Annotated in this window: 12 protein-coding genes and 1 pseudogene; 4 read left to right on the forward strand and 9 right to left on the reverse strand. The window is 65.6% G+C overall.

Annotated elements, in window-relative coordinates:
- Positions 1 to 105 precede the first annotated feature (105 nt).
- A complete protein-coding gene (locus EOA79_RS33690; protein ID WP_245322357.1) occupies positions 106 to 1,683 on the reverse strand; it encodes an alpha/beta hydrolase in 1,578 nt (525 codons plus the stop codon).
- A 310-nt stretch (positions 1,684 to 1,993) separates the two neighbouring features.
- Positions 1,994 to 3,427, reverse strand: coding sequence for an MFS transporter (locus EOA79_RS20950; protein WP_095824562.1), 1,434 nt, complete (start codon positions 3,425 to 3,427; stop codon positions 1,994 to 1,996).
- Positions 3,428 to 3,561: 134 nt separating this feature from the next.
- Between EOA79_RS20950 and EOA79_RS20955 the strand changes: the two are divergent.
- A pseudogene (locus EOA79_RS20955) lies at positions 3,562 to 4,278 on the forward strand (LysR family transcriptional regulator); the annotation flags it as partial.
- A 256-nt stretch (positions 4,279 to 4,534) separates the two neighbouring features.
- Here the strand turns inward: EOA79_RS20955 and EOA79_RS20960 are convergent.
- Both EOA79_RS20960 and EOA79_RS20965 read right to left on the reverse strand, forming a co-directional pair.
- Complete coding sequence (locus EOA79_RS20960) at positions 4,535 to 6,610, reverse strand: AI-2E family transporter (protein WP_095824563.1); 2,076 nt, start codon at positions 6,608 to 6,610, stop codon at positions 4,535 to 4,537.
- 178 nt (positions 6,611 to 6,788) lie between these two features.
- On the reverse strand, positions 6,789 to 7,331 hold the full coding sequence (locus EOA79_RS20965; RefSeq protein WP_127335920.1) for a hypothetical protein: 543 nt from the start codon (positions 7,329 to 7,331) through the stop codon (positions 6,789 to 6,791).
- Positions 7,332 to 7,692: 361 nt separating this feature from the next.
- On the opposite strand from EOA79_RS20965, the gene EOA79_RS20970 reads away from it, so the two are divergent.
- Complete coding sequence (locus tag EOA79_RS20970) at positions 7,693 to 9,705, forward strand: acyltransferase family protein (RefSeq protein WP_245322360.1); 2,013 nt, start codon at positions 7,693 to 7,695, stop codon at positions 9,703 to 9,705.
- Between the two features lie 256 nt (positions 9,706 to 9,961).
- Here EOA79_RS20970 and EOA79_RS20975 read toward each other — a convergent pair whose 3' ends face one another.
- Complete coding sequence (locus EOA79_RS20975) at positions 9,962 to 10,315, reverse strand: cupin domain-containing protein (RefSeq protein WP_067322364.1); 354 nt, start codon at positions 10,313 to 10,315, stop codon at positions 9,962 to 9,964.
- Between the two features lie 285 nt (positions 10,316 to 10,600).
- Between EOA79_RS20975 and EOA79_RS20980 the strand changes: the two genes are divergently transcribed.
- The gene (locus EOA79_RS20980; RefSeq protein ID WP_127335787.1) at positions 10,601 to 10,918 is read left to right on the forward strand and encodes a hypothetical protein; all 318 of its coding nucleotides are present in this window, start codon (positions 10,601 to 10,603) and stop codon (positions 10,916 to 10,918) included.
- 119 nt (positions 10,919 to 11,037) lie between these two features.
- Positions 11,038 to 12,306 (forward strand): DUF763 domain-containing protein, encoded by a 1,269-nt coding sequence (locus tag EOA79_RS20985; protein ID WP_095824564.1) that lies wholly within the window; start codon positions 11,038 to 11,040, stop codon positions 12,304 to 12,306.
- 644 nt (positions 12,307 to 12,950) lie between these two features.
- Here EOA79_RS20985 and EOA79_RS32895 read toward each other — a convergent pair.
- From EOA79_RS32895 to EOA79_RS21010, 4 genes are all read right to left on the reverse strand, one after another.
- Complete coding sequence (locus tag EOA79_RS32895) at positions 12,951 to 13,118, reverse strand: hypothetical protein (RefSeq protein WP_164748467.1); 168 nt, start codon at positions 13,116 to 13,118, stop codon at positions 12,951 to 12,953.
- A 71-nt stretch (positions 13,119 to 13,189) separates the two neighbouring features.
- Complete coding sequence (locus EOA79_RS20995) at positions 13,190 to 13,789, reverse strand: DUF6456 domain-containing protein (protein ID WP_128293240.1); 600 nt, start codon at positions 13,787 to 13,789, stop codon at positions 13,190 to 13,192.
- A gap of 279 nt (positions 13,790 to 14,068) precedes the next feature.
- Positions 14,069 to 14,410: a hypothetical protein gene (locus EOA79_RS21005; protein WP_127326152.1), complete on the reverse strand. Its 342-nt coding sequence runs from the start codon at positions 14,408 to 14,410 to the stop codon at positions 14,069 to 14,071.
- Positions 14,331 to 14,875, reverse strand: a 545-nt coding sequence (locus EOA79_RS21010; protein ID WP_128293242.1) for a hypothetical protein, incomplete at its 5' end; no start/stop codon positions are given. The genes EOA79_RS21005 and EOA79_RS21010, both read right to left, overlap by 80 nt.

Raw genomic sequence — 14,875 nt, forward strand, 5'->3', positions numbered from 1 at the left:
GGGTAGCTGAAGCACCGGCCGAAGGGGGCGGAATGGGCACCGCCGCCACCCAAAGATAATCTTCCCACGCCAAGATTAAATTACGCGATCGCGGTAGGAGATTTCCTAGGAACCTGCCGTACCGGCGACGAAGGCCCGGACGTGGGCGACGAACTCGTCGAAGGCCGGCTCGCCCTCAAGCAGGATGTGGTTTTGGCTTTCCAGCTCGAGGAAGCTGGCGCCGGGAATGCCTGCCGCCATGGTGCGGCCGGACTCGACCGGGGCAACATTGTCTTCCCGCGCGTGCAGCACCAGGGTCGGCACCCGCACTTTTTCGAGCAGCTCGCTGACATCGATCACGGAAAAGGCGGTCTGCAGGCGCCAGGCGTCGTCCGGCAAAACCGTGCGCCGCATCAGATCGTCCATCCAGGCGAAATGTTCGTGCGTGGCGCCGGGGATGAACATGGAGCAGAAGGCTTGGCGGAACATCGGGTTCGACTTGCCCCAGCTCTCGCGCATCAGCGTCGATACGGCCTCGCGCGTGGCGATCTCGCCGGGGTCGCCGCGCGCCCGCCAGCCTTTGACGTAGCCGCCGTAGAGGATCATGCCCGAGACTTTCTCGGGGTGGCGTATGGCATAGGCGATCGAAACCGCGCAGCTCTGCGACAGACCAAGAAGCGTGAAGCGATCGAGCCCCGCGGCCTCGACGACGCATTCGAGATCCGACACCATCGTGTCGAACGAGACGTCGGCCACGTGGCGTTGCGACAGGCCATTGCAGCGCTCGTCGTAGCGCACCAACTGGTTCCGGCGTGACAGTTCCCTCATCCAGTGCCGCCAGATCGGGCTGTCCCAGTCGAAGGTCAGATGCGACATCCAATGCGCGGCGCGCAGGATGGGCGGGCCGCTGCCGGTCTTGGCAAAAGCAAGCCTTGTGCCGTCGCGAGCCCGGCAGAAATGGACGGCGCGGCCGGGATCCTGCGCGGGCGTCGGGCGGTTGGCAAGCTGAGTGGAAGGTGATTGCATCTGGGCCACGTCCGTGGCGCCGCGTTGCGCGGAGCGTCCCGTCGGCTGGGCGGCTGCCGCCCTCACCTTCTCTTCCAGCGCCGCGATCTCTTCCGCCAGGCCGATATCCTCCGGCAGCAGCCGGCGCAGGCGCCTGGCAAGCGGCAGCGCACGCCTCGGCTCGCCGGCCAGGCGCTCGATCAGCTCGCGCAACATGCCGAGCTCGGCGATCTCGACCTCGCTGGCGACGCCCGCGCGCCAGGCCTCGTATTCGAAGCAGCGCTCGAGCGAAAGATCGGCGAGGAAATCGCCGCGGATCGAACCGGCCACGGCTTCCAGCTCCTCCGTCGAAGCCATGGAAAGATCGCCCTTCACCAGCGGCAGCAGCCGGGCATAGTCCGTGCCAAGTTTCAGCGAGACAGTGTTGCGGTCGGCGACCAGAGCGGGTTCGTCCTCGCCGAGCACCTGGCGGATCTTGGACAAGCTCCAGCGCAAGGCGCCGCGCGGATCGTCGGGAATGTCCCAGAAGATTTCGCAGAGCCGCTCGCGCTGATGCGCCTTGCCGGTGACGGCGAGATAGGCAAGCAAGGCTCTCGTCTTGCGCGACGGAGGCAGGTCGAGCAGCGCGCCGTCGCGGACCACCTGGAAGTCGCCGAGCACGCACAGGTCCAGCAGCCCCTTATGCGGAGCGTCGGTCATCCGGCCGGGCACCCTTCCACTGCCATCTGGCTCCTCGTCGATGCGGCGGGAGAAGACCGCACCGGAATATCAAAATCGGCTAATTTACGGAAGCCGATACGGCAAGAAGGACATTGGGAATGTGCGATGGGTTACATTGGCGGCGATGCGTACTCTCCCTTCGAGGGGAGCTGTCGCCGAAGGTGACAGAGGGGGCGCTTCGCGTGAAGCGCCAGCGCTCTCCCCGACATCAGACGGCGTTGGCAATCCAAGTGAGACGCCCCCCCTCTGTCCTGCCGGACATCTCCCCCGCAAGGGGGAAGATTGGATGTTACCGACGCTTTCGCAAACCTCCAACCACCGCAATTGCCACCGCCAGGGCGACCAAACCCGCCGCCACTGCGAACGTAAACGCCATCCCGCCGGCGACTGCTTCCGGTGCCGCGGCGCCGACCTCGCCAGTGCCCACCGTGAACGCAAACACCGCGCCCATCACCGCCGTGCCGGTGATCAGGCCGAGATTGCGCGACAGGCTGAGCATGCCCGAGACAACGCCGCGCTCGTTCTTATCGACATTGGCCATGACGGCGGTGTTGTTCGCCGCCTGGAAGAGCTGATAGCCGGGCGTCAGCAGCATGATCGCCGCCGCGTAGCCGGCGACGCCGAACAGCCCCGGCAGCAGAGCAAGTGCGAGGCAGCCGATGGTCATCAGCACCAGCCCGGCAACGACCATGGCGGACGCGCCCAGGCGATCGACGAAGCGGCCGGCAGTCACGCCGCACAGCGCCGAGACGACCGGGCCGATCGACAGCACGGCGCCGACCTGCGCCTCGTCCAGGCCCAGCGCGCGCGACAGGAAGAAGGGCCCGACGACAAGCGTCGCCATCATCACGGTGGAGACCAGCCCATTCATGGCAAGGCTCGGCGCCAGCACCGGATCGCTGAACAGCGCTGGTTTGACCAGAGGCGACGCCACTCTCCGCTGCGCATAAAGGAACAGGCCGGCGCCGAGAACGGCCATGCCGAGCAGCGCGATGTTCGTGCCGCCGAAATGGCCGCGTCCTGCCGTCATCGCCAGCGCATAGGCGGCGAGCGTCAAGGCAAGCAGCAGCGTGCCCAGAATATCGAAGCGCGGGCCAACGCCCTGCGCCTCACTGCGGAGGATCGTCGCGGTTTGATCGCCCGGCAGGAAGCGCCGGGCGAGGATCATCGCCACGACGCCCAGCCCTGCAGTGACGAGGAAGATCGCGCGCCAACCGAGGGAAGCGATCAGCACGCCGCCAAGCGACGGCCCCAGCGCCGTGCCGATCGCCGACATGGTGCCGAGCAGGCCCATGCCGCTGCCGGTGCGCTCTTTCGGCATCGTCGTGCCAACCAAGGCAATGGTCAGCGCCATCATCACCGCGGCCCCGAGGCCTTGAGCGGCGCGGGCGGCGACCAGCAGCGGCAGCGACGGCGCAAGCGCGGCCGCCAGCGACGCGGCGCTGAACAGGCCAAGACCGGCGACCAGCAGCAGCCGGCGGCCGACCAGATCGCCAAGCCGTCCGACGCTGACGATGAGCGCAGTGATGGCAAGCAGATAGCCTAGCACCACCCATTGCACCGCCTGGAAGGATGCAGCGAAGGCGGTGCTCAGCGTCGGCAGCGCGACATTGGCGATGCTGGTGCTGAGCGAGGACAAAAGCATCGCCAGCGACAGGCTGGCCAGCGCGCCGCTTGCCGAGCGGCTTGCGGGAACGGTGCGTGGATCTGCGATATCGGCCATGGTTCTTCTCCGGCTCGGGTGGAACTTGCCGGGAGAATAGGCGCCTGGCCCATATGGCGGAACGCGCAGCATTTGCACTCGAATAGTGCATGAAGCGCCATGTCACTGCATCGAGGACGTGCTAAGATCGCACCATGTCGCGACCCGATCTCAACCTGCTCGTCACGCTGGACGTGCTCATCGCCGAAGGCAGTGTCGCGAAAGCCGCGCGGCGGCTGAAGCTCAGCCCGTCGGCAATGAGCCGCGCGCTCGCAAGACTGCGCGAGGTGACCGGCGATCCGCTTTTGGTCCGCGCCGGGCGCGGCCTGGTGCCGACGCCGCGCGCCATCGAGCTCGGGACGGATGTCGGCCGGCTGGTGAAGGAGGCGGAAGCTGTGCTGCGCCCCGCCGAACGGCTCGACCTGAAGCGGCTTACGCGCAGTTTCACGCTGCGCAACAGCGATGGTTTTGTGGAAAATTTCGGCCCTTCCCTTCTCGCGCGCGTCGCGGAGGAAGCGCCGGGCGTGCAGCTGCGCTTCGTGCCGAAGCCCGACAAGGACAGCGCGCCGATGCGCGAAGGCAGTGTCGATCTCGAGACCGGCGTTATCGGCGGCTCGACCGGCCCCGAGGTGCGGGCGCAGGCGCTGTTCCGCGACCGTTTCGTCGGCGTGGTGCGCAGCGGCCATCCGCTGTGCGACGGCAAGATCACCGCCGCCCGCTTCGCCGCCGGCCGGCATATATTGATCTCGCGCCGCGGGCTGGATCGCGGGCCTATCGACGACGCGCTGGAACTCGCCGGGCTGACGCGGACAATCGCCACCGTGGTCGGCGGCTTCGCGGAAGCGCTGGCGCTGGCGCGCGGCTCCGATCTCAAGACGATCCAGGCCAAGCCATCCGCCTGCACTGGACCTGCATTTCTAGCGCGCTCCGAAGGATCCGGGCTTCTGCCCGGATCGGCGAGGCAGAACAGAAACGGCCGGACAAGGGCCGAACCAGACAGCCACCCGGCCAGCCTGAGGGCTGGGGCGTGGCGCCGCCGGCGGGGCCGGCGCCTGCCCGCGCGGATCGCAAAGCGGCGCGGTTCGCGCGGGCCTTCGGGCCGGTCAATTGAGGGGGAAGTCGCCTCCCTCATCCAGCCGCCTGCAGCTCCTTCTTGCGGGCCGGCCGGCGGCGTGGCCGGCGTTGCGGCGCAAGCTTCAGCATCACCGGCGGCTCGCTCGACAGGGCGCCCGTCACGGCGCTGACCATGCCATGGGCGACGAAATCGGCGTTAAGCCCGGCGGCAAGTTCGGCCGCGGCCTTGGCGTCGCTGTTGCCGATTTCCGACCAGGACACGATGCCGACCCTGAGACGCGGTTTCAGCCGCTTCAGCCGCCGCACCATGAAGCGCGCGTGCTTGGTGGAGTCGCGGTTGAGGAAACCGATCACCACCGTATCGACGCCGCTCAGGTCGAGGCGGCGGATCCCGGCAGGTTCGAGGTCAATGAAACTCGCTCTCGACACTTCGGCGCCCTGCACCTCCAGCACCTGCGCCAGCATCGCGGCGGCGGCGTCGTCGAGCTCGCCCCGCCCGCCGGCGCAAAGCACGGAGAAGCCCACGCCATCCGGAAGATCGACCTCCTCGGATAGAGGCTCCTTGCCGTCGCCGGCCTTCCGATCGTTCGCCTTGCCTTCAGCAGCCTTGCCCGCGGTGATCTTGGCTGAGGCTGCCTTGCCCGGCGAGGCCTCGGCCGAGGCAGTGGCTGCCTGCTGGTCCTCTTCCTCCTCGGCTTCCGCCTCCTCCGCTTCCTCCTGGGCGCTGGCGTCCAGATTGGCGACGAGCGTCAGCGCGCTCGCCGCTACCTGTTTGCGCTGTTCGTCATCCATGACGCCGCGCATGCGGTCCTGCTCGCCAAGCAGCAGCGCCGGAATCGCCACCTGGTCGTAGAACTCGAACAGGTATTTTTCTTCGAGCATCTCCTCGGCGTGGTCGGTCGCCTCGTCCGGATCGGCGGCAAGCAGCCGCTGATAGAGACGCGCATGAGGCTCGAGCACCGGCTCGTTGCCGAACAGCACGTCGAGGAACTCGAACTGCGGAACGTGGCGGCCGAGGACGACGAGGCAGACGGTGAGCGGCGTCGACAGCACCAGGCCGATCGGCCCCCAGAGCCAGGTCCAGAAGATCGCCGCGACGATGATGGCGAGCGGCGAGAGGCCGGTGCGCGAGCCATAGAGCCATGGCTCGATGACGTTGCCGGTGATCAGCTCCATGGCGATGAACAGTGCCCCGGTCCACAGAAGCAGCGACCAGCCGGGCGCCACCGCCAGCGCCAGGAACAGCGGCAGCAGCGCGCCGATGATCGGCCCGATATAGGGAACGAAGCGCAGGGCGAGCGCCAGCATGCCCCAAAGCAGCGCATTGGGTATGCCCAGCACCCACAGGCCGATGGTGATCGGGATGGCGTAGATGACGTTCACCACCAGCTGCATCAACAGATACTGGCCGACCCGCTTGCCGGCATCTTGCAGCGCCTGGGTGGTGCGGTGGAGATCGCCATAGCCGACGAGACGGATGAAGCGGTCGCGCAGATCCTCCCGCTCCATCAGCATGAAGATGACGACGACGACCACAAGGCCGGCCGAGCCGAGCGGGCTGAGCAGCGGCTCGATGACCTTTTGCAACACTTCGAGCGGCCTTTCCTGCGCGACGATCTCGACCGGGATCGGATCGCGCTTCGGCGTCTGGGCGGCGGACGGCAGTTGCGGCTCCTGGCGCTCGAATTCCTGGCCGACGCGCTCGATCACGCCGCTCAAGCGCGAGATGATGCCGTTGCCCAGCCCGTTTTCCTTCAGCGCGCGGATCTTTGTCAGGATGTTGATCTGATAGACGGGGATGTTCTGGGCGAGGTCGCTGACCTGCGTGGCCACCACGAAGGAGAACAGCGCAAGCGCGGCAAAGGCGCCCAAAACGCTGGCAATCACGGCAGGCAGGCGCGGAATGCCGACGCGTTTCAACGCCGACACGAGCGGCGCGATGGCGAAAGTCAACAGCAGCGCGACTGCGATCGGCAAAAACACTTCGCGCCCGAAATAGAGCGCCGCAACCGACGCGACGACGGTTGCGACCGTCGGCAGCGCCGTGCGCGGATGGCTGCGCGAGGCAGCAAGCAGGCCCGCCAGCCCCGGTTCCGGCTCGCGCGTGCCGTTCTGACGATTATCCGCCACCGTGAGTCTCCACCCTGCCCGCCATGATTGGCTTTCGCCGGCGTGCAACGCGCGGATCGGAGGATGGTTGCGAGGCGCGATCAGTTGGAGGGAGGATGAAGCGGCTGATGCAAATCTCCCCTTGCGGACAAGGGGAGATTTGAAGCGCTCGCCGCCGCACCAGAAGGCTCGTGCCCGGCTATTTTACCGGGATCATGAGATGCGCGTAGGGCGTGCCCGGCCACATCACGTAAGGCTTGGACGTGTCGGGCTTGGCATCGGTCGGATAGCCTTTCATCATGTCCATCGCGTTGACGATCATCACATGCGGCCCCGTCTCGATCCAATTGTTGCCTGCCTCGGGCTTCGTCGCATAAGGATCGGTATTGCTGCCGTCGGTGCCGCCGGACAGCATATACATGAAGCCGACCTTGCCTTTGGGGGGTTCCTTCTTTTCCAGCCAGGCCATCGCCCATTCCATCGAGTTGGCATCGCCGCACATCGGATCCGGACCGGGCGAGGCCGGATTGTCCGGCATGCACCAGAAGCCGGTCTTGCCCTCGCGCAGGGTGCGCATGTTCCCCTTTTTATCCATGGCGTAGACCGCAGCGCCACTCGCCACTGCGGCGGGTGCGGCGGACTCGGCGCTTTTGATCAGCGCAGCGTCGTCGGCAGCTGCGCCCTGCATCGCAATCAAACTGCCCGCTGCCAACAGCGCAGCGACCGTCAGAAGCCGTTTCATGGCCGTTCTCCGGTTCGAGTTGATGTCTTTGTGCATGATGTCGGACGTCACGGCGTCCCAGAGCCGTTCGTCGGTGCATTGATCCTACCAGATTACCTGCAGGCGGACAATTTGCCTTTAGCGTTCGCCAATGTCCTTCCATGCTCTCGAACGCTGGCGAAACCGGCGGCTGAGCTCCTTCGTCATCCTGGGCGAAACGAGGCGCGCAGACCCTGGCGTGCCGAAGCGTCGGCTGCCGCCGGCGTTGCTGCCGCCTCCCTTTATGTTGCACTGCGTTAGATTTGTTGCATTGCGGTATGAGCCCATAGGCGCGAGGCTTTCCCAAGGCGGGATACGAACGACCGTTGCGAGGTTCGCCTTCGTGTCAGCACCATCGCCGGACTTCCGGCCCGATATTGAGGGGTTGCGGGCGCTCGCCGTGGCGGGCGTTGTCGCTTTCCACTTCGGCTTCACCGCCCTGCCCGGCGGCTTTGCCGGCGTGGACATCTTTTTCGTCATCTCCGGTTACCTCATCACCCGCCATCTGGTCAGCGAGATTTCGCTCACCGGCCGGCTCGACCTCCTTCGTTTTTATGCCCGACGCGCGCGGCGGCTGCTGCCGGTGGCGCTGTTCGTCATCGCCGCCACGCTTGCCGTCGGCACGCTGATTCTGTCGCCGGAGGAGCAGGCGCTCTATTCCAAGGGCGCGATGTTCGCGTCCGCCTACATGATCAATCTGTGGCTGATCCGCTGGTCGTTCGACTATTTCGCCAGCGATGCCGCCAACAACCCCTTTATCCATTACTGGTCGCTGTCGGTGGAGGAGCAGTTTTACCTCGCCTGGCCGGCGCTGCTGATGCTGGCGGCCTGGCTGAAGCCCGGCAAGCGGACGATCATGCTTGCGATCGGCATTGCCGGCCTGGTCTCCTTCGCGGTCTGCGCCTGGCTGACCCCCATTTCGCAGCCCTGGGCCTTCTACTTCTCGCCGCTGCGCGCCTGGGAATTCGCCGCCGGCGGGCTGGCTTCGATGGCGCCGGCATGGCTGCTCCAGAACCGCCCGCGGCTCGGGACGGCGTTCAGCCTGTGCGGGCTGGTCCTCATTGCCTTCGCTTACCTCACCTTCAGCGAGGAGGCTCCCTTCCCCGGTTTTCTGGCGCTCGTGCCCGTGGCCGGTACTGTCCTTCTCTTGCTGGCGGGCGCGGCCGGCGTCAGGGACGGCATTCTTGCACGCAATTTCGAACGGAAAACCGCGGGGCTCTTTTCCTCGAATTGCGTAAATGCCGCCCTGGCGCTGCCGCCCTTGCAGTGGATCGGAAAGGTTTCCTACTCGCTCTATCTCTGGCACTGGCCGGTGATCGTCTACGCCGGCATGCTGGTCGAGGAGCTGACTTTTGCGCAACGCTTCGCCTGCCTCGGGCTGACGTTGGCGCTCTCTGCGCTGAGCTACCATTTCATCGAGAATCCAATCCGCCGCAATGGCTGGCTTATGGCCAATGCGGCGCGGGCGCTGGTGCCGGCCCTCCTCCTGACCGGCACCGGCGTCGCAGCCGCCTACGGCAACGCAGCGCTTGCCGTGCGCGCCGAGGACCCCGAGCAGCGCGCGATCGCGGCAAGTGCGGCCGAGCCGGCCACCGCGCGCGCCAAGGCCTGCGTCGAGGGCTACGACACGGTAACGCCGAAACCCTGCGTGTTCGGCAATGGCCAGCGCGTGATCGCGCTGTTCGGCGATTCGCACGCCGATCACTGGTCGACACCGCTGATCGAGGCAGGAAAGAAGAACGGCTACCGCGTCGAGACCTGGCTGAAGAGCTCGTGCCGGCCCTCACGGTTTTCCTACTTTGTCACGAAGCTCAACCGCGACTACCGCGAATGCGACCAGTGGCGCGAACAGGCGATCAAGGAGATCATCGCGGCCAGGCCTTCGCTGGTGGTGATCTCCGAACTGGCGCTGACCTCCTCGCGCAAGATGGCGGCGGGCAAGGGCGAGCCGGACACGCCGGACGCCGTATGGCGGGCCGGCCTGCGCTCGACACTAACCAGCTTGAGCAAGGCCGGGCTGAAGATCGCCTTCATCCGCGACGTGCCGTTCAACGACGAGAACATCGACACCTGCGTGTCGCGCGCGCTGTGGCGCGACAAGGCGCCATCGCTCTGCGACCAGAGCCGCGCCTATGCCGCCAACGACCAGATGGCGGCGGTCGAGCGCGAGATCGTCACCAGCGTGCCCAATGCCACTTACGTCGACCTCACCGACCGCTTCTGCAACGCCACAACCTGCCACGTCTTCATCGACGGCCAGCTCGCCTTCCGCGACCAGCACCATCTGGCGACCCCATTCGCGGAATCGCTGGAACCGGAGGTGGAAAGGCGCGTGATCTCGAAGGTGGGAAGGTAGGGCGCCGCCCCTGTCGTTCGTGATCCTAGGGCGGAGCAAGGAGCGAAGCGACGCGCGCAGACCCTAGGATCCATGCCGTGACGCTAAAGCGTTGCAGCAGTAACAGAATTCTGCACCGTAGCGCTTCACGCCGAAGGTCACGGCATGGATCCTCGGGTCAAGCCCGAGGATTGCGACCGTGCGAGCGTCGGCGTTCCTTCACACCCATCTGTCCTGCCAGACATCCCCCGCACGGGGGGAGATCAGCAGCTTCTGCTCACTCCGCCACAACCACAAAATGCTTGGTCACCGGCTCGAGGATCTTCCAGGTGCCCTTGAAATCGGCTTCGACCACGAAGGCGTCGCCGGGGCCGACCTCGACCGGCTCGCCGCCATCGGGCGTGATGAGGATGCGGCCGGCGATCATGTGGACGAATTCATAGTCGGTGTAGGTGGCGTGATAGGTGCCGGGCGAAGCGCGCCAGGTGCCGGACATCACCTTGCCGTCCTCGCTGGTGTGCTGGACGGTCGTCTGCATGGTCGGCGATCCCTCGACCGCGATCCAGCCCGGCAGATCGCCGCCATCGCCATGCTCGACGGGGCCGAATTTCAGGATGGTGGGCTTGGTCATGGCAGGCTCCTGCGGTTGGGATTGGCTGGACGTGGCAATAGACGACGACGCCGCGCGCGCACGCGCTGCACGGCGACAGCAGGTGGCGATATGGCGACTCCGAAGATCGAAGACAGCGGGGCGAAGAAAAGCGTGACCTTCCCCGCAAGGGCGAAGATCGACAGCTTCGGCGCCGCTTCGCTCCTTGCTGGGCCTTAGGATCCCCGCCTAATTTTCTCGGAACACCACCCGTCCCGAAACCGTTTGTGCCTCGAAGGGGCAACCATCGACCTCAAGGAGGCAGCGATGAAAAAGCTTCTGCTTGCTTCGATGATCGCCATCGCCTCGGCGTTTGCGATCGCGCCGGCGAGTGCCGGTAGCGTTCAGTTCGGCATCGGCGTCGGCCCCAGCTACGGCGATTACTATGGTGACTACTATGGCGGGTATTACCCTCACCGCTATTACCGACACGTCTACGATGACGACTACTACACTCCCTATCGCGAGCGTTATGTGGTGCGCTATCATAACCGGTATTATCGCGATCATTGCCGGATCAAGATCGTGAAGCACTGGCGCCACGGCCACCGCATCATCGAAAAGATCCGCATCTGCCGGCGCTGACCGACCAGCGAGCGGACATCTCCTCTCGGCGAGGGGAGATGTCCGGCTGCGGCTGCGCCGCCTTGCAAATTCCCGCCAAAATGCCATCTAGAAGCCGGCATTCATAAGGGAAAGCAAAAGTGACGCAGCGAAGCGGCAGCGCCGACCTGCCGCTGCATGGCGGGCGGGTCCCGAAATGGCTGGGCGATCGCATGACGAAGCTCGGCGCGGTTCTGTGCGAAGCGATCAGCCATCATTACGGCCGCGACGAGCTTTTGCGGCGCCTCGCCCATCCCTTCTGGTTCCAGTCCTTCGGCGCCGTGATGGGCATGGACTGGCACTCCTCCGGCATCACCACTTCCGTCATCGGCGCGCTGAAGCGCGGCTTGAACCCGATGGCCGGCGAGCTTGGCATCCATGTCTGCGGCGGGCGCGGCGCACATTCGCGCAAGACGCCGGGCGAGCTGCTGGCGATCGGCGACCATGTCGGTCTCGACGGCCAAGCTCTTGCCACTGCCAGCCGGCTGGTCGCCAAGGTGGACAGCGCCGCCGTGCAGGACGGCTACGACCTCTACCTGCACGGCTTCATCGTCAGCGATGACGGGCGCTGGGTGGTGGTGCAGCAGGGCATGAACGGCGACGCCCGCCAGGCGCGCCGCTACCACTGGCTGTCGGAGGGGCTGGAAAGCTTCGTCGACCAGCCGCATGCGGCAATCGAGGGCGAACGCCAAGGCGAGATCGTCAACCTCACCGACCACCGCGCGGAGAAAGCGCGCGACGGGCAGATCGCGCTTCTGATGACGATGAGCCCGGAAAAGATCCTGAGCGAGCTTGCCGTTCTGGAGCCGCGAGCCGAAGCGCCGGAGCCGGCCGCGCAGCCGCTGCTCCCCAACCTCGTCATGCCGGCGCATCACGACGTGCGCGAGAGCGACATTGTCATGCGCCGCCTGCACGGCAACATTGCCGCCGCGATCGAGAGCGGCCCGAAGGATTTTCCCGAACTGCTGCTGGTGCCCGGCGTCGGCCCGCGCACGGTGCGCGCGCTCGCCATGGTCTCCGAGGTGGTGCACGGCGCGCCCTGCCGCTTTTCCGACCCGGCGCGCTTCTCGCTCGCCCACGGCGGCAAGGACCGCCACCCCTTCCCCGTGCCGCTTAAGGTCTATGACGAGACGATCTCGGTGCTGAAATCGGCGGTGAGCAAGGCCAAGCTTGGGCGCGGCGAGGAATTGGAGGCGCTGAGGCGGCTGGATGGAGAGTCACGCCGGATGGAGCGCTATGTAACGGGGCCGAGCCTGAAGGAGATCGTGGCGGGCGAGATGGACCAGTCGCATTTGCTGGGGGGACGGAGCGTGTTTGGGTGGGAACCACCACCTGACAGCGACCCGAAGCCGCTGAAGAAAGGCGCTTGAGACACGGCTGAAACGGCGTCACGCAAAGCGCGCAGATAACCGCATCGATCGGCGCTGCCCCTCATTGCCCTGCCGGGCATTTCTCCCCATATAGTGACGGGGAGAAAGATGCTGTCACCGCCGCTTTCGCCAACCGCCAACGTCGCGGAATAGCTGCCAGCGTCGCGGCCATCCCCTTCTCCCCGTCACTATACGGGGAGAAGGTGCCGGCAGGCGGATGAGGGGCAGCGCCGAGGCCAGAAGTTTTTGCGCGGTCGTCTTTCAATACGCTCTTCGCAGTGAATCGTCGGAATGAATAACAATGCGAATTTGTCCTTCGGCACGTGGTTTAATCAGTGCTGGGATTGGGAGAGAGCCGCAGCCGCCTCCTGCTTCCAGCTTCAGCGGCCAGTTTCAGCCACTTCAAACTTTCGCCGGCGTCGGCTCTCACCCCGTCTGCCCCAGTGGCATAGGCTTTGCAACCATAAGCTGGTAGGGTGTTGCTGGATCGGCGCCTTCCTCGACAACCAGCAGGCCCCACGAGCCAAGCCGACGGAACCAGTAAATCGCATCCGCCTCTTCTAGACTGGATGGTCACTGCGAAGCGAGGTGGTCGTGGTCGGCTGGCCGGGTCATCTTCAATCCGGAGATCAGTGGATTAACGGTCATCGCCAGCTCGATTTTAGGTGCCCCCAGGCGGCCTTAAGCACAAACAGCAGTGTCATCAACATTGCGGTGTTGAGAACAGGATGGGCGCTAAACACGGTCGCAATTACTGCAGCGACGCCGATCATGAACATCATTGAACCGGAAACAAGTCTAATGAAACGCATTCAGTCACTCCAGTTGCATAGTCACATAAGCAGCTTTCGATCCGGCGCAAGTTTGGCACATCGCTTTCCCCTCACCCTACCTTCCTCCCCATCATCATCCCGTAATGCACCGCCAACAAATCCAGCCCGAGCTTCAGCAGCTTGACCACCACGTCGCGCCCGTCGCCGGTGCGTTCGGCGATGGCCTTCACCGACTGGCCTTCGAGGCAAATCTTGCGCACCACCTCCGCCACCTCCCAGTGGGCGAGCGCGGCCGCTGCGTGGGCGTGGGCGCGGCCGGCTGAGAGCACGCGGTCGGGCACGCCGCCGCCGAGGCGGCCGCCGTCGACGCGCTCGCTCCAGGATTGCGGCTGCAGGCCCTCGCGGGCGGAGCGCTCGAAATCGTCGCGAAAACGCTGGCCCGCCTCGCGTTGCTGGCGGGTGAGCGATGTGATGCCGGTGAGCGGATCGACATTGCGCAGGCGCACGATGCCTCCGGTCGAGGTGTAGCCGCCGTTCGACACCTGGTAGACGCGGCGCGCCTCGGCCGTGCCGGGGGTGAGGCGCTGGCGGCCGAAGGCGTCGGCCTTCAGCGCGAAATCATGGCCGATCTCGCGGCGGATGTGCACCTGCTCGGCCTCGCCCTTGGGGAGTTTCGGCGGTTGCGGTTTCTTGGCGGCTTTGCGGGGCATGGGCGGTGTCCTTTGTGGTGGGTGGTGTGAGTGGCCAACGGGAGAGGCTGCGTTCCTTCGCGCCCCCCTCTGCCCTGCCGGGCATCTCCCCCACTTGGGGGGAGATTGGCAGCTTGGGCGCCCCCGCTCAGACCTGCGAGGGTGGAGGTTGGCGAAAGCGGTGGCGAAGTCTGATCTCCCCCCTTGTGGGGGAGATGTCCGGCAGGACAGAGGGGGGCGCTGTCCCGCCGGCATATCGATCATTGTCGGCTCCCCCTCCGTCGCGGCTGCGCCGCGCGACTAGCCGGGGCGAACCACGGGTCTCGCCCGTCCTTCGGACCCCCCACTTCGCGGCGGCGAAGAAATGAGCGCCCGCTTCGCCAACAGCTCCCGCATCAGCCGCCGTTCCCGCACCTCGATCGAAAGCTGGGCGCTGGACGGGCAGAACTGGGCGTTGTCGACCTTCGCCTCGCCGCGGATGAAGCGCTGGATCGCGGCTTGCACATCGGCAAGCTCGGCATCCTGCACGGCTGCGAGATAGCCGCGCAGCTGCATCTCGGGATCAGCGAGCGCGGATTGCGGGAAGCAACTGAACATCGCGGCCAGCGCTTTCGCCGCCTGCTGCAATTCGGCTGCGGTCATTGATCTCCTCGATGATGGCGTTGGCGGCATCGACATGTGTCTTGCGGCGATGCCAGTTCTGTCCGGCTGAACGGCCCGAAAATAATTTCTCGTTCTTTTGCCGCGGAGCGGCAGCCCGGGAAGAAAACGCCAGGGCGTTTTCGGCTATTGGATTGTTGGATTCTGGATTCTTGGATTCTGGACTCTGGGGCTTATCCTCCCCCTTATCCCCTGACTTAACCCGCCGCTTATCCAAGCGCGAAAACGCCCTTTCTTTCGAAAGGCTTGGGTTGCCGCCCTTGAGGCCGTTGCGGCGCACCACGCGCGCCTTACGCGCATCCGCGATCATGCGCCGGGAGTAGATGCGGCCATGCCGGTCTCGCGAGAAGACGCGGTTCTGCTCGAGCTCGGCAAGCAGGCATCCCAGCTCCATTTCTGTGCAGCCGGCAAGGCGCGCGAGCGCCGCCTCCTCCAGCCCCTTGCCGG

This window comes from Mesorhizobium sp. M1A.F.Ca.IN.020.03.2.1 (assembly GCF_004023205.1).
In the GTDB taxonomy this organism is placed as follows: domain Bacteria; phylum Pseudomonadota; class Alphaproteobacteria; order Rhizobiales; family Rhizobiaceae; genus Mesorhizobium.

What these genes read in the sequence shown, in the direction of transcription:
- EOA79_RS20965 (WP_127335920.1), bottom strand. Translation starts at nt 7,331, where the DNA reads ATGAAACGGCTTCTGACGGTCGCTGCGCTGTTGGCAGCGGGCAGTTTG.
- EOA79_RS20980 (WP_127335787.1), top strand. Translation starts at nt 10,601, where the DNA reads ATGAAAAAGCTTCTGCTTGCTTCGATGATCGCCATCGCCTCGGCGTTT.
- EOA79_RS20950 (WP_095824562.1), bottom strand. Translation starts at nt 3,427, where the DNA reads ATGGCCGATATCGCAGATCCACGCACCGTTCCCGCAAGCCGCTCGGCA.
- EOA79_RS20975 (WP_067322364.1), bottom strand. Translation starts at nt 10,315, where the DNA reads ATGACCAAGCCCACCATCCTGAAATTCGGCCCCGTCGAGCATGGCGAT.
- EOA79_RS20995 (WP_128293240.1), bottom strand. Translation starts at nt 13,789, where the DNA reads ATGCCCCGCAAAGCCGCCAAGAAACCGCAACCGCCGAAACTCCCCAAG.
- EOA79_RS32895 (WP_164748467.1), bottom strand. Translation starts at nt 13,118, where the DNA reads ATGCGTTTCATTAGACTTGTTTCCGGTTCAATGATGTTCATGATCGGC.
- EOA79_RS33690 (WP_245322357.1), bottom strand. Translation starts at nt 1,683, where the DNA reads ATGACCGACGCTCCGCATAAGGGGCTGCTGGACCTGTGCGTGCTCGGC.
- EOA79_RS21005 (WP_127326152.1), bottom strand. Translation starts at nt 14,410, where the DNA reads ATGACCGCAGCCGAATTGCAGCAGGCGGCGAAAGCGCTGGCCGCGATG.